This window comes from Microbacterium saperdae, assembly GCF_006716345.1.
GTDB classification, from domain to species: Bacteria; Actinomycetota; Actinomycetes; order Actinomycetales; family Microbacteriaceae; genus Microbacterium; species Microbacterium saperdae.
Genome location: NZ_VFOX01000002.1, coordinates 910,434 through 933,910, shown reverse-complemented (window position 1 = coordinate 933,910; position 23,477 = coordinate 910,434). Strand labels below are relative to the sequence as shown.

Annotated in this window: 20 protein-coding genes; 9 read left to right on the top strand and 11 right to left on the bottom strand. The window is 70.1% G+C overall.

The genetic code is table 11. The annotated features are described in order from the left end of the window. Positions 1-72: 72 nt before the first annotated feature. From FB560_RS19060 to FB560_RS19045, 4 genes are all read right to left on the bottom strand, one after another. Positions 73-1,119, bottom strand: coding sequence for an NAD(P)-dependent alcohol dehydrogenase (locus FB560_RS19060; RefSeq protein ID WP_141874286.1), 1,047 nt, complete (start codon positions 1,117-1,119; stop codon positions 73-75). A 177-nt stretch (positions 1,120-1,296) separates the two neighbouring features. Beyond that, the gene (locus FB560_RS19055; protein ID WP_141874285.1) at positions 1,297-3,363 is read right to left on the bottom strand and encodes an acyl-CoA dehydrogenase family protein; all 2,067 of its coding nucleotides are present in this window, start codon (positions 3,361-3,363) and stop codon (positions 1,297-1,299) included. A gap of 162 nt (positions 3,364-3,525) precedes the next feature. Further along, on the bottom strand, positions 3,526-5,295 hold the full coding sequence (locus FB560_RS19050; protein ID WP_141874284.1) for a glycoside hydrolase family 3 protein: 1,770 nt from the start codon (positions 5,293-5,295) through the stop codon (positions 3,526-3,528). A 2-nt stretch (positions 5,296-5,297) separates the two neighbouring features. After that, the gene (locus FB560_RS19045; RefSeq protein WP_141874283.1) at positions 5,298-6,596 is read right to left on the bottom strand and encodes an MFS transporter; all 1,299 of its coding nucleotides are present in this window, start codon (positions 6,594-6,596) and stop codon (positions 5,298-5,300) included. Positions 6,597-6,730: 134 nt separating this feature from the next. Here FB560_RS19045 and FB560_RS19040 point away from each other — a divergent pair, with 134 nt between their 5' ends. Further along, complete coding sequence (locus tag FB560_RS19040) at positions 6,731-8,062, top strand: TetR/AcrR family transcriptional regulator (RefSeq protein WP_141874282.1); 1,332 nt, start codon at positions 6,731-6,733, stop codon at positions 8,060-8,062. Positions 8,063-8,169: 107 nt separating this feature from the next. On the opposite strand, the gene recQ is transcribed toward FB560_RS19040, so the two are convergent. Further along, entirely contained in the window at positions 8,170-10,215 is a 2,046-nt protein-coding gene (recQ, locus tag FB560_RS19035; RefSeq protein WP_141874281.1) for a DNA helicase RecQ, read from the bottom strand. 165 nt (positions 10,216-10,380) lie between these two features. Here recQ and FB560_RS19030 point away from each other — a divergent pair, with 165 nt between their 5' ends. Together FB560_RS19030 and FB560_RS19025 are read left to right on the top strand one after the other, a co-directional pair. Continuing rightward, the gene (locus tag FB560_RS19030) at positions 10,381-10,719 is read left to right on the top strand and encodes a GNAT family N-acetyltransferase (RefSeq protein ID WP_141874280.1); all 339 of its coding nucleotides are present in this window, start codon (positions 10,381-10,383) and stop codon (positions 10,717-10,719) included. Continuing rightward, positions 10,719-11,636: a pirin family protein gene (locus FB560_RS19025; RefSeq protein WP_141874279.1), complete on the top strand. Its 918-nt coding sequence runs from the start codon at positions 10,719-10,721 to the stop codon at positions 11,634-11,636. Before FB560_RS19030 ends, FB560_RS19025 begins: the two co-directional genes overlap by 1 nt. Before the next feature lie 16 nt (positions 11,637-11,652). Here the strand turns inward: FB560_RS19025 and FB560_RS19020 are convergent, their stop codons facing one another. From FB560_RS19020 to FB560_RS18995, 6 genes are all read right to left on the bottom strand, one after another. Then, complete coding sequence (locus tag FB560_RS19020) at positions 11,653-13,110, bottom strand: sodium/solute symporter (RefSeq protein ID WP_141874278.1); 1,458 nt, start codon at positions 13,108-13,110, stop codon at positions 11,653-11,655. Continuing rightward, the gene (locus tag FB560_RS19015) at positions 13,107-13,481 is read right to left on the bottom strand and encodes a heavy metal transporter (protein ID WP_141874277.1); all 375 of its coding nucleotides are present in this window, start codon (positions 13,479-13,481) and stop codon (positions 13,107-13,109) included. Before FB560_RS19015 ends, FB560_RS19020 begins: the two co-directional genes overlap by 4 nt. Beyond that, positions 13,478-14,197 (bottom strand): LytR/AlgR family response regulator transcription factor, encoded by a 720-nt coding sequence (locus tag FB560_RS19010; RefSeq protein WP_141874276.1) that lies wholly within the window; start codon positions 14,195-14,197, stop codon positions 13,478-13,480. Before FB560_RS19010 ends, FB560_RS19015 begins: the two co-directional genes overlap by 4 nt. 9 nt (positions 14,198-14,206) lie before the next feature. Next, complete coding sequence (locus FB560_RS19005) at positions 14,207-15,388, bottom strand: sensor histidine kinase (RefSeq protein WP_141874275.1); 1,182 nt, start codon at positions 15,386-15,388, stop codon at positions 14,207-14,209. 122 nt (positions 15,389-15,510) lie between these two features. Further along, positions 15,511-15,747 carry a YbdD/YjiX family protein gene (locus FB560_RS19000; RefSeq protein WP_141874274.1) on the bottom strand — a complete coding sequence of 79 codons (237 nt, stop codon included), beginning with the start codon at positions 15,745-15,747 and terminating at the stop codon, positions 15,511-15,513. A 10-nt stretch (positions 15,748-15,757) separates the two neighbouring features. Then, positions 15,758-18,043 (bottom strand): carbon starvation CstA family protein, encoded by a 2,286-nt coding sequence (locus tag FB560_RS18995; RefSeq protein WP_141874273.1) that lies wholly within the window; start codon positions 18,041-18,043, stop codon positions 15,758-15,760. Between the two features lie 263 nt (positions 18,044-18,306). Between FB560_RS18995 and FB560_RS18990 the strand changes: the two genes are divergently transcribed. The 6 genes from FB560_RS18990 to FB560_RS18965 all read left to right on the top strand — a co-directional run bounded on the left by FB560_RS18990 (position 18,307) and on the right by FB560_RS18965 (position 23,450). Next, entirely contained in the window at positions 18,307-18,849 is a 543-nt protein-coding gene (locus tag FB560_RS18990; protein WP_141874272.1) for an ECF transporter S component, read from the top strand. Between the two features lie 89 nt (positions 18,850-18,938). Further along, a complete protein-coding gene (locus FB560_RS18985; protein ID WP_141874271.1) occupies positions 18,939-20,603 on the top strand; it encodes an ABC transporter ATP-binding protein in 1,665 nt (554 codons plus the stop codon). Beyond that, positions 20,600-21,418 carry an energy-coupling factor transporter transmembrane component T gene (locus tag FB560_RS18980; RefSeq protein WP_141874270.1) on the top strand — a complete coding sequence of 273 codons (819 nt, stop codon included), beginning with the start codon at positions 20,600-20,602 and terminating at the stop codon, positions 21,416-21,418. The genes FB560_RS18985 and FB560_RS18980 overlap by 4 nt, the downstream gene beginning before the upstream one ends. An 11-nt stretch (positions 21,419-21,429) precedes the next feature. Beyond that, positions 21,430-22,305 carry a siderophore-interacting protein gene (locus tag FB560_RS18975; RefSeq protein WP_141874269.1) on the top strand — a complete coding sequence of 292 codons (876 nt, stop codon included), beginning with the start codon at positions 21,430-21,432 and terminating at the stop codon, positions 22,303-22,305. Beyond that, on the top strand, positions 22,302-22,892 hold the full coding sequence (locus FB560_RS18970; protein ID WP_141874268.1) for an ECF transporter S component: 591 nt from the start codon (positions 22,302-22,304) through the stop codon (positions 22,890-22,892). Before FB560_RS18975 ends, FB560_RS18970 begins: the two co-directional genes overlap by 4 nt. A gap of 105 nt (positions 22,893-22,997) precedes the next feature. Continuing rightward, positions 22,998-23,450 carry a hypothetical protein gene (locus FB560_RS18965; RefSeq protein WP_141874267.1) on the top strand — a complete coding sequence of 151 codons (453 nt, stop codon included), beginning with the start codon at positions 22,998-23,000 and terminating at the stop codon, positions 23,448-23,450. Positions 23,451-23,477 lie beyond the last annotated feature (27 nt).

Sequence of the window (23,477 nt, the reverse complement as noted above, 5' to 3'; positions counted from 1 at the left end):
CGCTCTCCGCGACAGCGAAGGGGCGGGACGAGCCATCACGGCTCGCCCCGCCCCTTTCCTCAGAACGAGAGGTCAGCCGCGGATGGTCGCGGCGTCGATCACGAAGCGGTACCTCACGTCGGACGCGAGCACCCGCTCGTATGCCGTGTTGATCTCGGACGCGGAGATGACCTCGATCTCGGAGGCGATGCCGTGCGCGGCGCAGAAGTCGAGCATCTCCTGGGTCTCCGCGATCCCGCCGATGTTCGATCCGGCCAGCGAGCGGCGTCCGCCGATGAGCGAGGAGACACCCACCGCGAGAGGTTCGGCCGGAGCGCCGACGCAGACCATCGTGCCGTCGACGTCGAGCAGGCTCAGGTACGAGCGCATGTCGAGCACGGCACTCACGGTGTTGAGGATCACGTCGAACGAGGAGCGCAGCTCGCGGAACGTGGCGCGGTCGCTCGTGGCGAAGTAGTGGTCGGCGCCGAGGCGCAGCCCGTCATCCTTCTTGCTCAGGGTCTGCGAGAGCACCGTGACCTCCGCGCCGAGCGCGTGGGCGATCTGCACTCCCATGTGCCCCAGACCGCCGAGACCGACGACCGCGACGCGTGTCCCTGGGCCGACGTTCCAGTGACGCAGCGGCGAGTAGGTGGTGATGCCGGCGCACAGCAACGGCGCGGCGGCATCGAGCGGGAGCGCATCGGGGATCCGCAGCACGAAGGCCTCCGTGACGACGACCTGCTCGGAGTAACCGCCCTGTGTGATGGTGCCGTCCCGGTCGGCGCCGCCGTACGTCATCACCGCACCCTCGACGCAGAACTGCTCGAGGCCGCGGGTGCAGTTGCGGCACTGGCCGCAGGAGTTCACCATGCAGCCCACCCCGACCCGGTCGCCGATCCCGAACGACGACACCTCGGCGCCCACCGCCGCGACGGTTCCGGTGATCTCGTGGCCGGGGGCGAGCGGGTAGGTCTGCGGACCCCAATCGCCGCGGACGGTGTGGATGTCGGAGTGGCAGATTCCGGCGAAGGCGATGTCGATCAGCACGTCGCGCGGGCCGAGTTCGCGGCGCTCGATCGTGGTGCGCTCCAGCGGCGCGGCCTCGCTCGGTGCGGCGTAGGCGTGGACAGTACTCATCCGGATGCTCCTCTTTCTCTCTGACGTCGGCTCGACACTACCGACCGCGGACACAGTGTTCGCTGGGTGCCACCGGCATCCGGTCCGCAACTCCGCAGGATTCGGCTGACGAACACAGATCCGGGGCGGAATCGCGTGATTCCGCCCCGGATCGGAGGAGCCGTGAACGACCGCGGGTCAGCGCTTCTGCTTCTTGAGCGCCTTCTCCTGGATCGGGGCGTTGCCGGATGCCGCGAGGTCGGCGTAGTACGCACGGGCCTCGTCCTGACGCTCGCGCTCTGCGCCCGAGGCGATCGGCGCGCGCACGTGCTCCGGCTCGTAGCCGAAGGCCTTCACGAGGTCGAGTGCGTGCGGGCGCAGGCGCGCGCAGAGACGGTCGATGTAGCTCGACACCGCAGCGGCGCGCTGCGTCGACAGGCGTCCGTTGATGAGGTGCCAGGCCAGGTGCTTCTCGATCAGCTGCAGGCCGAACAGGTCGCGCAGCCAGGTGAGCACCTGCTTGCTCTCACCGTCCTCCATGCCGTGGATGGCGTCGGTGAACGCCTCCCACTGCAGCAGCTCGCCATGGGCACGCGCAGCCTCGATGAGCTCGGCCTGGTTCTCGTTGAACAGTCGGGCACCCAGCGCCTTGTCCTTCGCGCCGGCACGCAGGCGACCGGCGATGTCGGCGACCATCTGCTGCACGCGGTCGGCGAGCAGCTCGTGCTGCTGCCCCTCGCGCAGACCGTTCTCGACCGAGCGGGAGACCTGACCGAAGTCGGCCACGGCCTGCCCGAACTGGCGCAGTCCGGCGCCATGGAACACCTTGCCTGCTGTCTGACCGACCGCGAACTTGGCCAGCGCGGCCGCGTCCTTGCCGCGGAACTGGTTCGCGTAGTCGGTGAGCAGTCGCTTGCCGACCAGCTGCAGCAGCACGTTGTTGTCACCCTCGAACGTGACGTAGATGTCGAGGTCGGCGCGGAGTCCGACCAGACGGTTCTCGAACATGAAGCCGGCGCCACCGCAGGCCTCTCGTGCCTCCTGCAGGGTGTCGAGCGCGTGCCAGGTCGACAGCGGCTTGAGCGCGGCCGCGAGCGTCTCGAGATCCTCACGGTCGGCCGGGGTGTCGGTGCGTCCCGAGAAGACGCCGTCGAACTTCTGCAGGAACTCGTCGTGCGCGAAGATCAGGGCGTACGTGGTGGCGAGCCGCGGAAGCAGCCGGCGCTGGTGCTTGCCGTAGTCGAGCAGCACGACCTCTTCGCCGTCGGCGCCGTCGAACTGGCGGCGCTGGGTGGCGTACGTGATCGCGATGTCGAGACCCAGAGCAGAAGCCCACGACGCGGCCCCGTCGAGCGAGACGCGCCCCTGCACCAGCGTGCCGAGCATCGTGAAGAAGCGACGGCCGGGGCTGTCGATCGCGCTGGAGTAGGTGCCGTCGGGGGCGACGTCGCCGTAGCGGTTGAGCAGGTTCGTGCGGGGGATGCGCACGTGATCGAACGAGAGACGTCCGTTGTCGATGCCGTTGAGGCCGCCCTTGAGACCGTCGTCCTCGCGGCCGATGCCGGGCAGGTCCACACCGTCCTCGCCGCGCAGCGGCACGTAGAAGCAGTGCACTCCGTGGCTCACACCGTTGGTGATCAGCTGCGCGAACACCGTCGCCGCGACGCCGTGGAGGGCCGCGTTGCCGAGGTACTCCTTCGTCGCCCCGCGGAACGGGGTGTGGATGACGAACTCCTCGGTCTCGGGGTCGTAGGTCGCGGTGGTGCCGGCGGATGCCACGTCGGAGCCATGGCCGATCTCGGTCATCGCGAAGGCGCCGGGGATCGAGAGGTCCATCACTCCGGGCAGCCACTTCTCGTGATGCTCCCTGGTGCCCAGCTGCAGGATCGCGGAGCCGAACAGACCCCACTGCACACCCGACTTGATCTGCAGGCTCGGGTCGGCGACGACCAACTCCTCGAAGCCGGCGATGTTGGCGCCGTTGTTCTCCTCACCGCCGAGCCACTTCGGGAACGCACGGTGCACGGCCTTGTTCTCGACCAGCAGGTGGAGCTGGCTCAGCACGCGCTCGCGGTGCTCATCCTTGCCGAGCTCGTCCTTGCGCCAGAATGCGGAGTCCTTGATCATCTCGCGGGCCTGGCGGCGGGTCTCGCCCCAGGTGCCCATCAGGAGCTCATTGACCTGAGCCACATCGATGTGCGGAGTGTGCGGAGCGTCGTTCGACGTGGTGGGTGTCGCGGAAGAACGGACGGCGGCGTCGACCATGGGCATTCCTCTCGAAGAGAAGTAGGGATGCTCTCATGGTAGGTCTGCGACAAATCGGAGCGAAGTCGCCTGTCCGCATCCTCCAACGACATCCCGCCACGTGCCCGCCCCGCATTGTCGCCAGGCGACAGGATGCCCGTCGCCTGGCGAACAGCGGCCTCTCTAGAGCGACAGCCCGTGGCCGAAGCGGAACAGCGGGTCGGCGGTGTCGAACGGCACATCGGGGGCGGATGCCTCGACCGCCGCCATCGACCGCGGCAGGTCGAACGGCAGCTTCCCCTGTGCGGCGAACGCCCCGCTGAGCACGTCGAGCAGAGCCGCTCCGGACGCGCCCCAGTTCACGGTCACCCCTGCCACGGCATCCACGAGCGGAGTCAGGATGGGCGGACGGTCGGCGAGCACGTCGACCACGGTCGGCACGACGGCACCGATCGCGCGCACGTGCGCGACCACCTCATCGTCGAAATCGAGCGAGCCGGCGTGGAAGAAGTTCTCGAACATCGTCTCGCGCTCCTCGAAGGGCGCCTGCAGCCGGATGATCGCGATGTCGGCCTCGGCAGGAGTCGTGACGACCTCGCCGTACGCCGAGGCCACTGCGGCGTCGATGCCCTCGACGTAGAGCTTCACCCCGTGCGCGAACGGCAGCGCGCCCCGGTTCGCGAGCACGGTGATCGACGCCCGCTGGGCGTGCTCTCCGGCATCGCGGAACTCCGCCCGTCCCACGATCTCGTCGGCGGCATCCTCGTCGACGAAGGGGTTCTCGAACAGGCCGAGCTCGAACTTCTCCCGCAGCAGGCGCCGCGCCGCGATGTCCAGGCGCTCCTCGGTGACCTCGCCGGCCGCGACGAGCTCGAGCAGCAGTTCGGGGCAGTCCTCGCCACCGAACTGATCGGCACCGGCATCCAGCACCTTCTTCATGCGCTGGCGCGGCGTCAGCTCCTCCACGCCCCAGGCGCGCGCAGGGAAGGGCTGCCCGAAGATCTCGGAGTCGTTGATGAGACCCCAGTCGGTGCAGACGAGTCCGTCGAAGCCGTAGCGCTCGCGCAGCAGGCCCGTGATCACAGACTTGTTGAAGCCGAACCCGACCTCTTCGTACTCGGTCCCGACCGGCATGCCGTAGTACGGCATCATCTGGCGGGTGCCCGCGGCGAGGGCATCCTCGAACGGTTTCAGGTGCAGTTCGAACTCCCCTCCCGGGTACACCTGCTCGCGGCCGTATGGGAAGTGCGGGTCCTCGCCATCCTTCTGCGGACCGCCGCCGGGGAAGTGCTTGGTCATGGTCGAGACCGAACCGGGCCCGAATGACGCCCCCTGGAAGCCGCGGATGTAGGCGGCGCCGAGCACTCCCGACAGCTCGGCGTCCTCACCGAACGTCGCCGTCTGCCGCGCCCAGCGGGGCTCGGTGGCGAGGTCGACCTGCGGGTGCAGGGCGACGCGCAGGCCGACGGCCGTGTACTCCTGGCGGGCGATGTCGGCGAACCGCTCCACGAGCTCCGCGTCACGCGTCGCTGCGAGCCCGAGGGTCTCGGGCCACTGCGAGAAGGGGCCGGCGAGGATCGACGCGCCGGGGTTCTCGCTGAACGAATGCCGCGGATCGGTCGACAGCGTCACGGGGATGCCGAGTCGCGTGGAGGCCGCGAGTCGCTGCACCGCGTTCTGCCAGGCGGCGATCTCGCGCCCGGTCGGCGCAGCACCGAGCAGGTTGAAGTGCGTCATCTGCTTCTTCTCGAGGAAGTCGCGGGCGCTCGGAGTGCGGAAGATCGGGTTCGGCTCGTCGAGGTCGCCGATCGCGATCATGGTGTGGAAGAAGAGCCCGGCCTTCTCCTCGATCGTCATCTCGTCGAGCAGCAGCTGCACGCGCTCGTCGACAGGCCGGCTCGCATCGAGCCAGGGGCGCGTCGCCGTGTCGGTCGTGGTGGTGGTGTCGGTCATGGTCACTTGACTCCCTTGATGCGGTAGACGAGGACGGCGCCCGCCAGCGCGACGAGTGCGCCGAACAGGTACCAGGTGGTGTAGCCGCCGAGCGGTGTGGCCGCGCCGAGCGCGATGATGCCGGGAGCGATCGCGGGCGCGATCGACTGCGGCAGCGCATTGGCGATGTTGAGCACGCCGAGGTCCTTGGCGGTGTCTTCGGGATTGGGAAGCACCTCGGTGGCGAGGGCGAGGTCGACGGAGAGGAAGGAGCCCGCCCCCAGGCCGATGATCGCCTGCGCGATGATCACGGTGGTGACATCGGGGGCGATCGCCAGGATCACCAGGCCGACCACCATGACCACGCCGGCGATCGCCACGAACGGACGGCGCTTGCCGATCTTGTCCGAGAGGAATCCGCCCAGCGGAGAGGAGATCGCCATGGCCGCCATCGAGGCCAGGTTGGCGATCAGGATCGTCCCCACCGCACCCTGCTCATCGAGCGCGAACTTCGTGATCAGGTACAGCGGAAGGAAGGTCGCGATGCCCGCGTAGCCGAACATCACGAAGAACTTCGTCAACCAGGTCCACCCGAAGTCGGGGTGCTTGCGGGGGTTGAAGACGAAGGAACCGAAGAACGTGCCGACCGTGAACCGCTCGGCCGGCTTCTGGGTGAGGCGACGGTCCTGGAGAGTGAGCACGAACACGATGACGAGGATCAGCGAGATCGCACCGGGGACGACGAAGCGCTCGAAGTCACCGGGCAGGAAGTTCACGAGGAAGCTGCCGGCGAGGATGCCGATCGGCGTCGTGATGCCGATGATGCCCGAGACCTTGCCGCGGCTGCTCACCGGCACCTGATCGGGAAGCGTGGCGTTGGCTGCGGCGAGCACCGCGTTCATGGACGCCTGCACCAGGCACCACGCGAGGAGCACCATCCAGACCGAGGTCGCTGCGCCGATGATGGCGAAGCCGCCGAGACCGACGATCGCGCCGCCGAGGATCCACGGACGGCGCATGCCCCAGCGCGAGGTGGTGCGGTCGGAGAGGCGTCCGACCAGCGGGTTCGCGATGAGGGCGAACGCGGCGCCGACTCCCATCACCAATCCGAGGCTGCCCTCGGTGTTGGTCGGGTCGATGTGCTGGATCTTGAACGCCATCGACACCATCACCGGGGTGAGGAGCGCGAGGTAGACGCCGAAGTTCACGGCGGCGAGGCCGGGCGTGTAGCCGCGCGGGGTGCGCGGCGGAGTGGTTCCTGGCGCCTTGAAGCCGGTGGTGCCGACGGCGGCGGCGTTGGCGGCAGATGACAACTCTGTCATGAGGGTCCCTTTCGAAGTGCCGCACGTCATCGGGCGACGCGGCTCTGGGAAGAAGATACACGAAACCCGACCGTTTGGTAACTGAATCCAGACCGATTGGTAATGAGCGAGGATAGGATGAGGGAGGGGATGCGATGACGACCACGACGAACGGCACACGGCACGCGCAGGCCTCCGCCACGCGGCAACGCATCCTGAGCTCTGCTCACGAGCTGTTCGTGAGCCACGGATACCGCTCGACATCACTGCGCGACATCGCCGCCGCCGCATCCGTCAGCCACCCCGGACTCCTCGGACACTTCGCGTCGAAGGACGAGCTGCTCGCCGAAGTCGTGGCCGAGCTGGAAGCCGACAACGAGGCGGTCTTCAGCGACATCGCCGCCGCCTCGGAGCCCGGCGACCTGATCTTCGCCGCGCTCGCCGAACGCAACGCCCGCACCGAGGGATACCTCGAGCTCTTCGCCGCCCTCACCGGTGAGGCATCCGCTCCCGCACACCCCGCGCACGCACGGATGCGGGAACGCTACGCCCGCCTGCGCGCCCTGAGCGCGGACGTCCTGGAAGACGCGAAGTACCACGGTGTCATCGCCTCGGACCGCGACGTCGATGGGGAGACCGTGCGACACACCGCCGGATGGGACGGGCTGCAACTGGTGTCGCAGTACCTGCCGGGGCAGGTCAACGTGGTCGAGATGCTCGAGGAGCGCGAGAGCCTCTGGGCGATGCCGCTCGGATGGCGGGATCCGGATGACGACATCGCGGCCCCCGCCGCGCCCGCCGGCCCGTTCCCGGAGCTGCCGTCCACGACCACCGTCGAGGCGGATCCCGGGTATGCGGTCGGCCGCCGCCGCCGCACGCAGATCGTCGCCGACGCCATGCGGCTCTTCGCACGTGACGGGTACGGCGACACCAGCCTGCGCGACATCGCCGACGCCGTCGGTGTGTCGAAGTCGACGCTCCTGCATCACTACGCCTCGAAGGACGTGCTGCTCAGCGCCGTGCTCGCGGAGCGCGACGGCGCCATCAGCCTGCACCAGGAGGTCGCCGGCGTCCGCTCGGCCGGCGAGATGCTGCGGAGCCTCCCCGAAGGTGCCGAGCGCAGTGCCCGTGATGAACCGGGGCTGATCGAGGTGTACGCGGTGCTGTCCTGCGAGGCGGTGCCGGCCGGGCATCCCGCCCACGACTACTTCGCCACCCGCTTCGCCGACGTCGTCGCCTACTTCACGGAGCTGTTCCGCCTGGCCCAGGTCGACGGCGATCTGCCCGAGCACCGCGACCCCGCACATGAGGCGCTCTGGTTGATCGCGATGTGGGACGGCCTGCAGTACCAGTGGTTGTACGACCGGGACGCGGTCGACATCGCGGAGCAGTTGCGTGCCCACCTCGCCGACGTGCTGCCCGCGCGCCGAGCGCCCGCTCTCGCCAACTCCCCCGGCTCCTCCCCTGGCTCCTCTCCACGACGTTGACAGCTCGCGCCGGAATGAGCACACCACAGCGACAACAGGTGTCAACTCCGTGAGCGGCCCCGGGGCGCGCGCATCTCACCCTCGCCGGTGGGTGGTGAGGAGACTGCTCAGTTCGCGGCGACCACCGCGATCACTCCGTCGCCGTAGGCCTCGCGCTTCTTGGCTCCGATGCCGGTGATGCCGTCGAGGTCGGCGAGGGATGCCGGACGATGCTCGGCGAGTGCACGCAGTGTCGCGTCGCCGAAGACGATGTACGCGGGCACACCCTGCTCGCGCGCGGTCTCGGCACGCCACGCGCGCAGCGCCTCGAACAGCGGCCGGTCGCCCTCGGCCAGCGCATCGGCAGCAGAGGCCTTGCGGGCGCGGCCCTGGGTGGTCGGACGGCCGATCGTGTCTTTGCGCAGCGGCACAGGGGTCTCGCCGCGCAGGACTCCGGCCGCCTGCTCGCCGGGCGCGAGGGTGCCGTAGTCACCCTGGGCGACGAGGATGCCGCGGGCGAGCAGCTGCCGCACGACGCTGCGCCAGTCCTGGTCGGAGAGGTCGGCGCCGATGCCGTAGGTGGCGAGCTTCTCATGACCCTGCTGGCGGATGCGCTCGGTCGAGGCACCGCGCAGGATGTCGATCAGATGCCCGGCGCCGAACGACTGATTGCGCTCGCGCTTGAGCCGTACGATCGTCGAGAGCAGCTTCTGGGCGGGCACGAGGCCGTCGAAGGTCGCGGTGTCTTCCAGACAGGTGTCGCAGTTGCCGCAGGGCTGCGACTCCTGCCCGAAGTAGCCGAGCAGGTTCTGGCGGCGGCACTCCACCGTCTCGCACAGCGCGAGCATCGCGTCGAGGTGCTGCCCCATCCGCATCTTGAACGTGCGGTCGCCGGGGCTCTGGTCGATGAGCCGGCGCTGCTGCACGACATCCCCGAGCCCGTAGGCCATCCAGGCGATCGAGGGTTCGCCGTCGCGACCGGCGCGACCGGTCTCCTGGTAGTAGCCCTCGACCGACTTCGGGAGGTCGATGTGTGCCACGAACCGGACGTCGGGCTTGTCGATGCCCATACCGAACGCGATCGTGGCGACCATGACCACGCCGTCTTCACGGAGGAACCGCGCCTGGTTGGCGGCGCGCACCTCGGCCGGAAGACCCGCGTGGTAAGGGAGGGCGTCGAACCCCTGGGCAGCGAGGTAGGTCGCGGTCTGCTCGACCGACTTGCGACTGAGGGCGTACACGATGCCGCACGGCGCGGCATCCGATCCGGGGACCGACTCCTGCGAGCGGATGAAGGCCACGAGCTGCTTGCGCGGGTCGACCTTGGGGACGATGCGGTACTGGATGTTCGGGCGGTCGAAGCTCGCCACGAAGTGCTTGGCGCCGTCGAGGCGCAGGCGCTCGGTCATCTCCTGATGCGTGGCACGGGTCGCGGTCGCGGTGAGCGCCATGCGCGGGACACCGGGGAAGCGCTCCCCCAGGTCGCCGAGCATCAGGTAGTCCGGACGGAAGTCGTGGCCCCACTGCGAGACGCAGTGCGCCTCGTCGATCGCGATCACGCTGAGCGTGCCGCGCTGCAGCAGTGCGGTGGTCGCGGCGTTCGACAACCGCTCGGGTGCGACGTAGATCAGGTCGAGCTCACCGGCGACATACGCGCGCTCGACCTCGCCGCGCTCCTGCGAGGACTGCGTCGAGTTCAGATACGCGGCCTTCACGCCGTTGGCGCGCAGCGCGTCGACCTGGTCGTGCATCAGGGCGATCAGCGGGCTGATCACGAGCCCCGTGCCCTCGCGGACGAGTGCGGGCACCTGGAACGTGATGCTCTTTCCGGCACCGGTGGGCATGAGGACGATCGCATCGCCGCCCCCGATCACCTGATCGACGATCGCGGCCTGCTCGCCACGGAACTCGTCGTAGCCGAAGACCGTGTGCAGCGCCTCGCGCGCCGTGGCGTACCGGCTCGGCGTCGCCCGACGGACGGCGGGAGCGGCCTGAGCTGCCGGTGGCGCGACCAGGGTCGTGGGTCCGGGGCCCCAGTCGAGGGGCGGTTCGTACCCGGCGCCCTGCGGTTCCCAGTCCATGGGCTCCGGCGGCGCGGAGGACTCCCAGCCGTCGTCGTAGGGCTCGTCGGCGTACGGCAGATCCGCGTACGGGTCACGGGGAGTCTGCGGCATCCCTCCAGCGTAACGACCTCCACCGACCTCGCTCCCGTTCAGCTGCCGAGAGGTCACGACACGCCGCGCCGGGGCCGGGCTCCGCGGCGTGTCTTGGCCCCTCAGCGGAGGGCCCCGCCGCTCCCGGCGGGCGTAGGTTGGACGGAGACGCCAGAAGGAGCCCCGATGACCGACATCACCGTCACCCGCAACGACGACGCTTCGCGCTACGAGATCCGCTCCGACGACACGCTCGCGGGGTTCGCGGAGTTCGACCTGCGCCCCGGCTCGATCCGCTTCACCCACACCGAGGTCGACCCCGCGTTCCAGGGCCAGGGTCTCGCCGGAAAGCTCGCCGCCTACGCGCTGGCGGATGCCGCGGCATCCGGCGACGCGATCGTCCCGCTGTGCCCCTACATCGCCCGGTACCTCGAGACGCACGAGATCCCCGGCGCCGAGATCCGCTGGCCGCGCACGCCTGACTCCGACGCGGCCGACGACAGCGCCGAGGCCGCAGGCGCCTGATGATCGGTCCGCACCGGCTCGTGCTCGAGCCCCGCGAGGTGCCGCTCGGCGGGGTGCGCGGCATGACCGTGCTGCGCGCCCTGCCGCACCGCAACCTGCCGACGATCGGCGCGTGGTGCTTCCTCGACCGGTTCGGTCCCGCCGAGACGCGCATGCGTGTGGAGCCGCATCCGCACATCGGACTGCAGACCGTGACCTGGCCCCTGGTCGGAGAGATCCGGCACCGCGACTCGCTCGGCAGCGACGCCGACCTGCGCCGCGGGCAGCTGAACCTGATGACGGCGGGCAACGGCATCTCGCACTCGGAGTACTCGATCGGCGAGGATCCGATCCCCCTCGACGCGCTGCAGTTCTGGGTCGTGCTGCCGGAGTCCGCCCGCCACGGCACTGCCGGGTTCGAGCGGCACGTCGACCTTCCCGGCCTCACGCTCGCCGCTGATGCGGGCGCGGCTGCCGAGGCCACGGTCGTGCTCGGAGAGTTCGCCGGGGTCGTCTCACCCGCCACCGTGCACACGCCGATCGTCGGCGCCGAGATCGTGGTCCCTGCGGGATCGCGCGTGCGGCTGCCGCTGCGGCCGGAATGGGAGCACGCCCTCATGCTCGTCGAGGGCGATGTGGTGGTGGCGGAGCATCCGATGCCGCGCAACGAGCTGCTCTACCTGGGCGACTCCCGCGACGAGGTCGAGGTGTCGTCGACCGCGGGTGCGCTGCTGTTCCTCCTGGGCGGTGAGCCGTTCGAGGACGACATCGTGATGTGGTGGAACTTCGCGGGACGCTCGCATGACGAGATCGCCGCGGCCCGCGAGGAGTGGGAGGCGGCATCCGCGCGCTTCGGCACCGTCGACGGCCACGACGTGCGCATCCCGGCGCCCCCGCTGCCGCCGGTGCGTCTCATGCCCCGCAGCCGGAAGCTCTGACGAGAGCCCGCCCCGCTCAGCCGCGGTCGGGCGTGTGCACGCGCGCGAGGAACCGGTCCGTGCGCGGCGACGGGCTGCGCGGGTCGAGCACCGAGACGACGACCGTGACGGCCGTGGCGAGCGGGATGGTCCAGGCCGCGGGTTGCGCGAGGTAGGGCGCGGCGACCCCGACGCCGTCGATCGCCGCATGCACGAGCAGCGCGAGTCCTGCCGCGAGCCCGCCCGACACCATGCCGGCGACCGCGCCGCGGGCCGTCAGACCGCGCCACCAGACGCCGAGCAGCACGACGGGCGACAGCGTGGATGCCGCGATGACGAAGACCACGCCGACGCTCGACACCAGCCCGGCGGGAGCCGTCAGCAGTGCGACCGCGAGCGGAACCAGAGCGCACAGCAGGGCGGAGAGTCGGAACGAGCGCACGGAGCCGGAGAACACGTCCTGGCTGATGACGCCGGCGAGCGACACCACGAGTCCGGCCGAGGTGGCCAGGAACGCTGCGAAGGCACCCGCCACGATGAGCGCCGTCAGCAGCTCGCCGAAGACGCCGGGGAACACACGCGAGGGCAGCAGCAGCACCACCGTGTCGGCGACGCCCGGCACCGCGAGATCGGGGGCCGCGATGCGCGCCAGCAGGCCCATCGTGCTCGAGACCGCATAGAACGCGCTCACCATCGCGATCACGATCACTGTCGTGCGGCGCGCGGACGCCCCCGTCGGGCTCGTGTAGAACCGCACCAGCACGTGCGGCAGCCCCATGGTGCCCAGCAGCAGCGCGAGCAGGAGCGATGCCGACTCGTAGGCGTCGAACCCCGAGGGCCCCGCCTCGGCGGGGAACACCAGCGCAGGGTCGAACTCGTGGGGACCGTTGCTGAGCGCGAAGGCGATGAAGACGACGGGCACCAGCAGTGCCGTGAGCTTGAGCCAGTACTGGAAGGCCTGCACATAGGTGATCGCGCGCATGCCACCGGCCGCGACGGATGCGGCGACCAGCACGGCGACCGTGACCGCTCCCACCCACTCGGGGAGGCCGGCGACCACGACCAGGGTGATACCAGCGCCGTGCAGCTGCGGCACGATGTACAGCCAGCCGATGATCAGCACGGCCAGGCTGGTCACCCGCCGCGCCGCGGTCGATTCGAGGCGCGCCTCGATGAAGTCCGGGATCGTGTACGCGCCGCTGCGGCGCAGGGGCGCAGCGACGAAGACCAGCACCAGCAGGTAGCCGGCCGCATATCCGATCGGGAACCAGAAGCCGCGGGCGCCGTCGAGCAGCACCAGCCCCGACAGGCCGAGGAAGGTACCCGCCGAGAGGTACTCGCCGCTGATCGCCGAGGCGTTCCACACCGGCCGCACCGTGCGCGAGGCGACGAAGAAGTCCCCCGTGGTGCGCGACACCTTCAGCCCGTAGACGCCGATGAGCAGCGTCGCGATGATGACGAGCGCGACGCCGACCAGATCCATGACCGCGTTCATTCGCGGTCCCGGAGGGCACGGTACCGACGTTCGTTCCGCGCCGCGGTGCGCGCGTACAGGACCGCGAAGACGAGGATGACCGGGTAGAACGCGTACGCCTGCAGCAGCCACGACAGCGGCACGTCCCAGAGCACGATCCGATCCATCTCGGGGATCAGCGCGATCGCCAGCGCCATGGCGACCACGACCAGCACGAAGCCCGCGATCGTGCCGAGCGCCAGCCGCAGCTGACTGCGCACGAGGGCGCGCGCGTACACGGCATCCGCCTCGTCCGCCGGGGCACCGGGCAGGGCGATCCCCCGGGTGAGGGTCGCGGGCCGGCGGGGCGGAAGGTCGGCGGTCACCCGCACGCGCTTGGGGGCCTCGGTCATCCGGGGCTCTCCCCGCGCACGAGCGCATCGCGCACACTCGACACCAGACGTCGACTCACGGGCAGCGCGATCGCCCCGACCGAGACGGAGGGTTCCGCACCCGACAGCCGCACCTCGGTCACGGCCGCGCTGCGCACCATCCAGGACCGGTGGATGCGGATGAATCCGGCGTCCGTCCACCTCGCCTCGAGCTCGGAGATCGGGATGCGCACGAGATGCCCCGATCCGTCATCGGTGTGCAGCCGGGAGTAGTCGCCCTGCGCCTGCACCCAGCGCACGTCGCGGCGGTGCACGAAGCGCACCGCCGAGCCCACCGTGACCGGGATCGCCTCCTCGTCACCGGGGACGGCGGTCTCACCGAGCTCGACCACCCGATCGATCGCTCGGCGCAGGCGCTCCGAGCGCACCGGCTTGAGCAGGTAGTCCGCCGCGCGCAGCTCGAACGCCTCGACGGCGCGGGCCTCATCGGCCGTCACGAACACCACGGCCGGCGGCTCGGCGAGTGCGAGGAAGGCCCGCGCGAGCTCGGTGCCGAGAAGCCCGGGCATGTGGATGTCGAGGAAGGCGATCTGCACGACGCGCTCGGACAACTGGCGCAGGGCATCCGCGCCGCTGCTCGCCGTGAGGATGTCGCCGATGCGGTCATCGCTGCGCAGCAGATGCACGAGCTCGTGGAGGGCGGGCTGCTCGTCGTCGGCGACGAGGACGTCGATCATGAGCGCACCTCAGTCGTTGTCCGGATCGTTGAGCGGCTGCGACTTCGGCACCCGCATGCGCACCAGGGTACCCGCGCCCGTGTTGGTCTCCACGACCAGTCCCCCGTCGGTGCCGTAGAGCTGCCTCAAGCGCGTGTCGACGTTGCGCAGGCCCACGTGCAGACCGTCGTCGACCGCCGTGAGCACGGCCCGCAGCCCCTCCGGGTCCATCCCGATGCCGTCATCCTCGACCGTGATCTCGGTGTGCGTCCCGTCGTCGCGCGAGGAGATGCGGATCTCCCCTCCCCCTTCGCCCGGCTCCAGACCGTGTCGCACCGCGTTCTCGACGAGGGGCTGCACGGAGAGGAAGGGGATGACGGTGGCCAGAGTCTCCGGCGCGATCCGCAGCGTGACGCGGAGCCGTTCACCGAACCGTGCGCGTTCGAGCTCCAGGTAGGAGTGGATGCTGCCGAGCTCTTCCGTGAGCGTGGTGAACTCGCCCTGACGTCGGAAGGAGTAGCGGGTGAAGTCGGCGAACTCCAGCACGAGCTCGCGCGCCCTGACCGGATCGGTGTGGATGAACGAGGCGATCGCGGTGAGGGCGTTGTAGATGAAGTGCGGCGAGATCTGCGCGCGCAGGGAGCGCAGTTCGGCCTCGGCCAGCTGCGTACGAGAGGCATCCAGACCGCCGAGCTCGACCTGGGCGGCGCACCAGTCGGCGACCTCCTCCGCCGCCCGCACGAGCGCGGCGCGCACGGGAGCGGCGAACGCGACGACCACACCGATCACCTGTCCGTCGACGACGATCGGCGCTCCGACGCCTTCCAGATGGTCGTGGTCCCCGGACGCGGGGAAGACCTGCCGTCGACCCGATGCCCTGACCCGCTCCGCGATGCGCACCGCGCTGGACTCCAAGCCGTCGGAGGCACCGTCGAACGCGACCGCGTCATCGGCACCGACGATCGCGACCGCCGCACTGCCCAGCAGCACCCGCAGGTGCCGCGCCGCCTGCACGACCTCGGGCGTCGAGAGACCTCCGCGCAGATGCGGCGCGGCCAGGCTCGCGTGATGCAGCGCCCGCAGCGCGGCCTGCTCCGCGTCGCTGCCGAGGTCGGTCGCCCCACGCGCGAGCCGACGCGCGAGCAGCAGCAGCACCGTCAGGACGATGCCGCCGAGCACGCCCAGCACCGCGGCGAGAACGACGTCGGTCATGGGTTCAGCCTAGGTTCCGTTCGACGCCGACACCCATCGCCAGCGCCGAGACCCCCGCCCTCGACGCGGAGCGCGGTGGGTCTCGGCGGGCGCGGTGGGTCTCGGCGAGAGCGGGGGAGCCGTCAGCAGCAGCGGGCACCGGGATTGCGATCCTGATCATCCATCCGCTGTCGCCAGAACTGGCGCTCGGTCAGGGGCTCCTCGTCGGGATGCTGTCGGCGGTGATGGGCGACATAGGTCGCATAGGCGGTGTCGCCCATCAGGGTCGTCATGTACCAGCGGATGCCGCGGCCCACCCGCGCCGCGGCGCTCAGCAGCGCGCGCAGCGGGGTGGTCGCGGCATCCGTCCGGTTCGTCATGATGACCATCTCAGTGCGTCGACGCCTTGCGCTCGTCCGCGAGGATCGGCTCCCACTGCTTCTCGAGCTCGCGCTCGGTCGCATCGGGCAGGAACCCGGCCGGAGCGAAGCGACGAGAGGCGACCGGCGGCTCCTCGGTGTTCTCGCCGCCGCCGTTGCGGATCGCCGTGATCGTCACGACCACGGCCGCGATCATCACGATGATCGCGAGAGTGACGAAGATGATCGACAGCGTGCCCTGCACCGCGGTGTTGCGGATGACGGCGTCCAGCACTTCCGGCGCTCCGAGCGACGTGTCGCCGCTGTCGCGGGCCTCGACGTAGCGGAAGTGGTTCGCCCAGTAGCCGATCGCCGGCACGGGCGAGGCGATCTTGTACAGCGACGCCGTGATCGTGACGACCGCCGTGAACGCGAGCGGCAGCCCGATGATCCACAGCCACTTGATGTAGCTCTTGCCGCGCTTGGCGACGATGGCCATCACCACGGCGAGCGCGATCGCCGCGAGCAGCTGGTTCGCGATACCGAACAGCGGGAAGAAGGTGTTGATGCCGCCGAGCGGGTCGGTGACGCCGAGGATGAGGATCGCTCCCCAGCCGGCCACCATGATCGCGGTGCAGATCCAGACGCCGGGGCGCCAGGAGACGTCGCGGAACTTGGGGAACCAGGCGCCGATCGAGTCCTGCAGCATGAAGCGCGCCACACGGGTTCCCGCGTCGACGGCGGTGAGGATGAACAGCGCCTCGAACATGATCGCGAAGTGGTACCAGAACGCCATGAGCGCCTGCCCGCCGAGGGCCTGCTGCATGATGTGCGCGAGTCCGAGCGCGAGGGTCGGTGCACCACCGGTGCGCGAGACGATCGACTCCTCGCCGACCGCCTGGGCGGTGCCCGTGAGCATCTCGGGCGTGAGGTTCACCCCCGTCAGCCCCAGGGAGTTCACGAAGGCGACGGCCCCTTCGACCGTGCCCCCTGTCGCCGCCGTCGGCGCGTTCATCGCGAAGTAGATGCCCTGGTCGATCGAGATCGCGGCGACCAGCGCCATGATCGCGACGAACGACTCCATGAGCATGCCGCCGTATCCGATGAAGCGCGTCTGGCGCTCCTTCTCGATGAGCTTCGGTGTCGTGCCCGAGGCGATCAGCGCGTGGAAGCCCGACAGGGCACCACACGCGATCGTCACGAACAGGAAGGGGAAGAGCGGACCGGCGAACACCGGACCCATCCCGTTCTCACCGAAGATGCTGACGGCGGGGACCGTGATCTCGGGGCGCACCAGGATGATCGCGCCGGCGAGCATCACGATCACGCCGATCTTCATGAACGTGGAGAGGTAGTCGCGCGGAGCGAGCAGCAGCCAGACCGGGAGCACCGCGGCGATGAAGCCGTAGATGATGATGCCCCACGCGATCGTGGTGCGGTCGAGGTGGAAGATCGCCTGACCCCAGTCGGTACCGGCGACCCAGCCGCCGCCGATGATCGCGGCCATCAGCAGCACGAAGCCGATGATCGAGACCTCTGTGACCTTGCCGGGGCGCAGGAAGCGCAGGTAGATGCCCATGAAGATCGCGATCGGGATGGTCATCGCGACCGAGAAGACGCCCCACGGGCTCTCGCCGAGGGCGTTCACGACCACGAGCGCGAGGATCGCGACGATGATCAGCATGATCAGCAGCGAGGCGATGATCGCGGCGGTCCCGCCGATGCGGCCGAGCTCCTGCCGGGCCATCTGACCGATCGTGCGGCCGCCGCGGCGCATGGAGAAGAACAGCACGGTGTAGTCCTGCACGGCGCCGGCGAGCACGACGCCGACGATGATCCAGATCGTGCCGGGCAGGTACCCCATCTGCGCTGCGAGCACGGGACCGACGAGCGGACCGGCGCCGGCGATGGCGGCGAAGTGGTGGCCGTAGAGCACGCGGCGGTCGGTGGGGACGTAGTCCTTGCCGTCCTGCTTGACCTCGGCGGGGGTGGCGCGGCGGTCGTCGGGCCGGGTGATGTACTTCTCGATCACCTTGGAGTAGAAGCGGTAGCCGATCAGGTAGGTGCAGACGGCCGCGAACACGAACCAGATCGCGTTGACGGTCTCACCCCGGACGATCGCGAGCATGGTCCAGGCGACCGCGCCGAGCAGGGCGATGGCCGACCAGATGAGGATCTTCGGCCACGTCCAGCGGTTCGCCTTCTCGTGGTGGTCGTCGGTCAGTGCGACCGGGGGGAGTTTCGGGTCGGTGACGATGACGGGATCGCCATCGACGGGGCCGGCGCCGTCGCGGCGGCGCGACGAAGGTGCAGTCATGGGGTTCTCCTCGGTGTGCGCATCATTGCGTTGTCCCACGCTAGGAAGCTCCCGCGCGGGGCGTGCGCTGCGGAGCGGATGCTGCGACGAGCGGCATGGTCGACGCGACGAACGGATGCGGGCCCTCTGGGGCGAAACCCGGACCATCCGGCATCCGCTCGGCGCGGCACGCCCCTGACACGCCGCGCTGACGACGGATCGTCCGGGTTTTTGCACGGCCCCTCGCCGCCCGGGACGCTCCCGCGCGCAAGTAGGCTGGAGCCGTGGCCCGAACCCCCGTCCTGTCGACCCGCGTGCTGCTCGTCTGCGCAGCGATCGGCGTGGCGACCGGCATCATCGGCGGCATCGCCGGCCTGCTCACCCCGGTCGTGCTGATCACGGCCCCGTGGGCGTACGGCCTGCTGCTCGGGTCGCATGTGCTGCCGGGAATCATCGCGCAGGAGGTGCTGCGCCGGCCGCTGGTCGCTCTGGTCACGCATCTGATCGCCGCCCTCGTCGCGAGCGCGTTCAACCCGGCCTGGGCGCTGCGTTTCATCGGCACCGCCCTGCTGTTCGGAGCGATCCAGGAGGGCGTCGCCGCCCTCACCCGCTACCGGGCCTGGGGCCCGTGGCGCTTCTTCATCTCTGCCGCGGTGATCGGCGTGATCGTCGCCGTGGTCGTGTTCTTCGCGGCACATCTGGCAACGCTTCCCCTCTGGGCGCAGATCGCCTACCTCGTCCTCGCCGTGCTGGGGCCGATCGGGTGGACGGCGGTCGGCCTCGGCGTCGGCACCGCCCTGAGTCGCGCGGGCGTCGCGCGCCGCTGAGCCGCACCGTCCTCGGCCGATCGACATGGCAAGCGAGGTAAGGCTCAGCTAAGTTAGTACGGTACGTTCCACCGACCCGGGGTTCCGCCGTGCGCTCATCCGCGCCTCTTCTCCGCGTGCGTGATGTCTCACTCACCCACGCGGATGCCGCGCACCCCTCGCCGCGCGACGTCACCTTCGACATCGAACAGGGCGAGGTCGTGCTGCTGCTCGGTCCCTCGGGTTCCGGCAAGTCCACGCTGACACTGGCCCTGAACGGGCTCATCCCCCATGCGGTACCGGCGACCATGACCGGCACGGTCGAGGCCGGCGGGCTCGACACCGCGCAGACGCACACCGCGACCCTGAGCACGCATGTCGCGATGGTCTTCCAGGACCCGGACGCGCAGATCGTCACGGGCACCGTGTACGACGAGGTCGCGTTCGGGCCGGAGAACCTGCGGCTGCCTCTCGACGAGGTGCGCGCCCGCGCGGAGGACTCCCTTCGCCGCGTCGGCCTCTGGGAGCGACGAGACGAGAACCCCGATCGCCTGTCGGGTGGCGGGCGACAGCGCCTCGCGATCGCCTGCGCGCTCGCCATGGGCTCCCCGCTGATCGTGCTCGACGAACCGACGGCCAACCTCGACCCTCAGGGCATCGACGACGTCTACGCCGCGCTGACGGATGTCGTCGCGGCCGGGGACCGCGCGATCCTGCTGGTCGAGCACAACCTCGACGCGGCGATGGGCTTCGTGACGCGGGCGATCGTGCTCGACCGCGAGGGCGCGGTCGCGTTCGACGGTCCGGCGGGCGAGGTCATCCGCACGCACGCCGGTGAGCTGCTCGAGATGGGCGTGTGGCTTCCCGCAGCGACACTCGCCGCTCTGCGGATGCGCGGCGACGGCATCCGTCTCGACCCGCTTCCGCTCACCCCCGTCGAGCTGGCCACAGCCCTCGACGCACAGGGGGTCATCGCCGCCGCCGCGCCGGCCGTCCCCTCGGCACCGGACGCCGCCTCGATCATCCGCGCGCGCGGGCTGACCGTGACGCGGCACCGCACCGAGATCCTGCACGGCATCGACCTGGACATCGCACCCGGGACCCTCACCGCGATCGTCGGGGCGAACGGCGCGGGCAAGACCACGCTCATCCAGGCGCTCGCCGGGGTGGTGCCACCGCCGAAGCGTCGTGTCGACGTCGACGGTCTCGACCCGGCGACCGCGTCTCCGCGCGACCTCGCGGCCCGCATCGGTTTCGTGTTCCAGAACCCCGAGCACCAGTTCATCGCTCACACGGTGTTCGAGGAGCTCGCCCACGGGCTGAGGCTGCGGCATGTGCCGGATGCCGAGATCGCGGAGCGCGTGCAGGAGATGCTCGCCCGCTTCGGACTCGGTCACAAGGCGGAGGTGCATCCGTTCCTGCTCTCGGGGGGCGAGAAGCGGCGGCTGTCGGTCGGCACCGCGCTCATCACCCGCCCGCAGGTGCTGGCGCTCGACGAGCCCACGTTCGGCCAGGACCGCGCCCGCGCCTCCGAGCTTCTCGCGCTGCTCCAGGGCCTGCGCGCAGAGGGCACGACGATCGTGATCGTGACGCACGACCTGCAACTGGTCGCCGAGCACGCCACGCACACGGTCATCCTGGCCGACGGGCGGGTGCACGCCGCGGGCACGACCGCCGAGCTCTTCGCCGATGAGCAGACGTTCACGAGCGCCGGACTGCGCCTCCCGGCGCTGCAGCGCGTGCTGGCATCCCACCGGCCGGCGGCCTGGTCATGAGCGCCGTCGTGTTCGATCCGTACGCCGCGATGGTCGCGACCTCCCGGCGCCAGTTCCTGTATGCCCTGAACCCGCTCTCGAAGGTCGCGGGGGTGGCGCCGGCGATGCTGCTGCTCGTGTTCGTGCGCGACCTGGCGACACCGCTGGCGTTCCTCGTGTTCGCGTACGCGCTGATCCTCGCGGGCGCCCGCCTCACCGCTCGGCTGCTGCTCGTGCTGTTGGTGGCGCTGCCGCTCGGCGTCGCGGCGATCGGGGTCGGCTTCTCCCTGTGGGTGGATGCCGGGCTGGTCGGCGGCACCGCGCCCGTGCTGAGCATCGGCGACTGGACGCTGTTCCGCGGCGCCCTCGAGATCGGCTTCGCCACCGCGCTGCGCCTGGGCGCGATCGTGGCCCTCGCGCTCGTGGGCGGGCTCACCACGAGCGGACCGGATCTGGTGCGCGCCAGCATCCAGCAGCTGCGTGTGCCGTATCGGATCGGCTACACCGCGCTCGCGGCGTTCCGTTTCGTGCCGCGGTTCGGCCATGAGCTGTCGGTCATCCGCGCCGCCCACCGTGTGCGCGGCCACCACGGCGGACGCGGACCGTTCGCCCGCATCGCGCGCGGCTGGGGCTACATCGTGCCGCTGCTGGCCGGCGCGATCCGGCACGCCGAGCGTGTCGCCCTCGCGATGGACTCCCGGGCCTTCGGTGCTCACGCGACCCGCACCGAGCGGCACCTGGTGCCGTTCCGGATGCGTGACACCGTCTTCATCGTGCTGTGCCTCGCGGCATCCGCGGCGATCTTCATCGCATTCTTCCCCTGGCAGCTTTCCTGAAAGGCGATTCCGTGGCATTCAGCAAGATGGTCAAGCCCGCGTCCGCAGAGCTCATCCACCTCACGGTGCTGCGCTCCGAACGGCTGTCGGCGCACTGGATCCGCGTGACGCTCGGCGGCGGCGAGATCGAGAAGTTCCGGCCGATGGGCTTCGACCAGTGGTTCCGCCTGTTCCTGCCGATCGGCGGCGACGCCGGACTCGAGCGCGTTCCCGCGAAGGCGAACAAGATGTTCGGCTACCTGAAGTTCCTGCGCATCCCCGACGGCGAGCGGCCGGTGATGCGCAACTACAGCGTGCGGGCGTACCGGCCTGCGACCGCCGAGACCGGGGCGGAGCTCGACGTGGACTTCGTGCTGCACGGCTCCGCCGCCGACGGCACCGCGGGTCCGGCGTCGCGCTGGGCCGAGACCTGCACCCCCGGCGAGCATGTTCTGATCATCGACGAAGGGCTGACCTTCAACCCGGAGCGCGGCACGCAGCGCGTGGTGCTGGTGGGCGACGAGACGGCGCTGCCCGCGATCTCCTCGATCTGCTCCTCGCTGCCCGCGGACGCGACCGGCACCGCGATCATCGAAGTGCCCGCAGAAGAGGATGCGTTGGCGTTCCCGCATCCCTCGGGCATCGAGGTCGTCTGGATCACACGTCCGCACAACGAGGAGCCGGGTGCGCTCGCGCTCGCGGCTCTGCACACGACGCCGCTCCCCGATGAGCCGTTCCACGCCTATGCCGCCGGCGAGCAGGCGCTCGCCTCCGGGGTCCGCAAGCACCTGGTCGGCGAGCGGGGAGTCGACAAGAACACCGTCAGCTTCTGCGGGTACTGGAAGATCGGCGCCTCCTCGCCGGCGTCCAAGGCCGCCCGCGAGGCTGCGGCGGAGCCCCTCGTATGAGCGGGACCGAGGCCGAGGGCGTCCGCCCGGGTTCGGCCGGGGCGACGAGCGGACGCTTCCGCTTCCCCACCGCGATCCTGCTGACGTGCGCCGCGCTCGGTGTGGCTGGTGCCGTGCTGCTCGCCCCGATGAACTGGGCGTCGACGATCCTCACCGGTCCGCTGCCCTTCCTGGGCATGGCGCTCGCCGGGCTGTGGCTGCTGCCGTCGGTGGTCGCACTCCGGTTGCTGCGGCGTCCGCTCGTGGGCCTGCTGGTCGGCCTGATCGCGGGGCTCGTGCTGGTGCCGTTCTCGGGTCACGGCTTCGGCAGCGTGGCGACGAACGTGTGGTGGGCGGCCTTCACCGAGCTGCCGTTCCTGTTCGTGCTGTGGCGGTACTGGGGCACGTGGATGCACTACCTCGGGGCGCTCACGGTCGGCATCGTGTATCCGATCTCGGCGTGGGCCTGGTTCCACCTCGGAGCGATGTCGCTGCCGCTGCAGATCGCCTTCTTCGCCGTGACGATCGCCAGCTGCCTGGGCGGCACCGCCCTCGGCATCCTGGTCGCCGATCGTCTGCGTCGTGCGGGCGTGGGCGGAAAGCGCTGAGGCACTGGCTCTCTGACTCAGGTCGAGACGAGCCGTGACCTACAATCGCGGTGACGGCGAAGCGCCCGGCCGAGTCGGCGGCAGCGGCGTGAGGGAGGAGCCACGATGTTCGGTGCGAAGAAGAAGAAGCTCAGCCTTGACGATGTGATGGCGAAGCTCCGACCCGATCTGACACGGGAAGCCCTCGGCGTCGGACCTGACTTCCCCGGCGTCGCCCCCAACCCGCTCCTGAGCGGTGCGGCGCGCAAGCGCAATGCGGAACTACGTGCGGGAGAGCTCGCGCTCGGCGTTCTCGTCGACTGGCGTGAGGTCAGCAGCGACGGCAGCCCCCGTGTGGTGCTGATGCTCGATGTCGAGACCGCCGAGGGCATCACGTTCCGCGGCATCGCCGACGAGGATCTCACGATCACCGAGCTCACCCGCCTCGCCGCGGGGCAGACCATGCCCGTGCGCTACCGGCCTGCTGTCCTGGACCACTACGTCGCCCTCGCCCGGGATGCGGACCCTGCCCGCGTGCAGCAGCTCTCCGAGGAGATCGCGCGCCGTACGCAGGCCTGAACCGGGTCCGGTGACCGGGGACGGCTC

Coding starts and splice junctions, on each gene's coding strand:
- FB560_RS19060 (WP_141874286.1), bottom strand. CDS start 1,119: ATGAGTACTGTCCACGCCTACGCCGCACCGAGCGAGGCCGCGCCGCTG.
- FB560_RS19055 (WP_141874285.1), bottom strand. CDS start 3,363: ATGGTCGACGCCGCCGTCCGTTCTTCCGCGACACCCACCACGTCGAAC.
- FB560_RS19050 (WP_141874284.1), bottom strand. CDS start 5,295: ATGACCGACACCACCACCACGACCGACACGGCGACGCGCCCCTGGCTC.
- FB560_RS19045 (WP_141874283.1), bottom strand. CDS start 6,596: ATGACAGAGTTGTCATCTGCCGCCAACGCCGCCGCCGTCGGCACCACC.
- FB560_RS19040 (WP_141874282.1), top strand. CDS start 6,731: ATGACGACCACGACGAACGGCACACGGCACGCGCAGGCCTCCGCCACG.
- recQ (WP_141874281.1), bottom strand. CDS start 10,215: ATGCCGCAGACTCCCCGTGACCCGTACGCGGATCTGCCGTACGCCGAC.
- FB560_RS19030 (WP_141874280.1), top strand. CDS start 10,381: ATGACCGACATCACCGTCACCCGCAACGACGACGCTTCGCGCTACGAG.
- FB560_RS19025 (WP_141874279.1), top strand. CDS start 10,719: ATGATCGGTCCGCACCGGCTCGTGCTCGAGCCCCGCGAGGTGCCGCTC.
- FB560_RS19020 (WP_141874278.1), bottom strand. CDS start 13,110: ATGAACGCGGTCATGGATCTGGTCGGCGTCGCGCTCGTCATCATCGCG.
- FB560_RS19015 (WP_141874277.1), bottom strand. CDS start 13,481: ATGACCGAGGCCCCCAAGCGCGTGCGGGTGACCGCCGACCTTCCGCCC.
- FB560_RS19010 (WP_141874276.1), bottom strand. CDS start 14,197: ATGATCGACGTCCTCGTCGCCGACGACGAGCAGCCCGCCCTCCACGAG.
- FB560_RS19005 (WP_141874275.1), bottom strand. CDS start 15,388: ATGACCGACGTCGTTCTCGCCGCGGTGCTGGGCGTGCTCGGCGGCATC.
- FB560_RS19000 (WP_141874274.1), bottom strand. CDS start 15,747: ATGACGAACCGGACGGATGCCGCGACCACCCCGCTGCGCGCGCTGCTG.
- FB560_RS18995 (WP_141874273.1), bottom strand. CDS start 18,043: ATGACTGCACCTTCGTCGCGCCGCCGCGACGGCGCCGGCCCCGTCGAT.
- FB560_RS18980 (WP_141874270.1), top strand. CDS start 20,600: ATGAGCGCCGTCGTGTTCGATCCGTACGCCGCGATGGTCGCGACCTCC.
- FB560_RS18970 (WP_141874268.1), top strand. CDS start 22,302: ATGAGCGGGACCGAGGCCGAGGGCGTCCGCCCGGGTTCGGCCGGGGCG.
- FB560_RS18965 (WP_141874267.1), top strand. CDS start 22,998: ATGTTCGGTGCGAAGAAGAAGAAGCTCAGCCTTGACGATGTGATGGCG.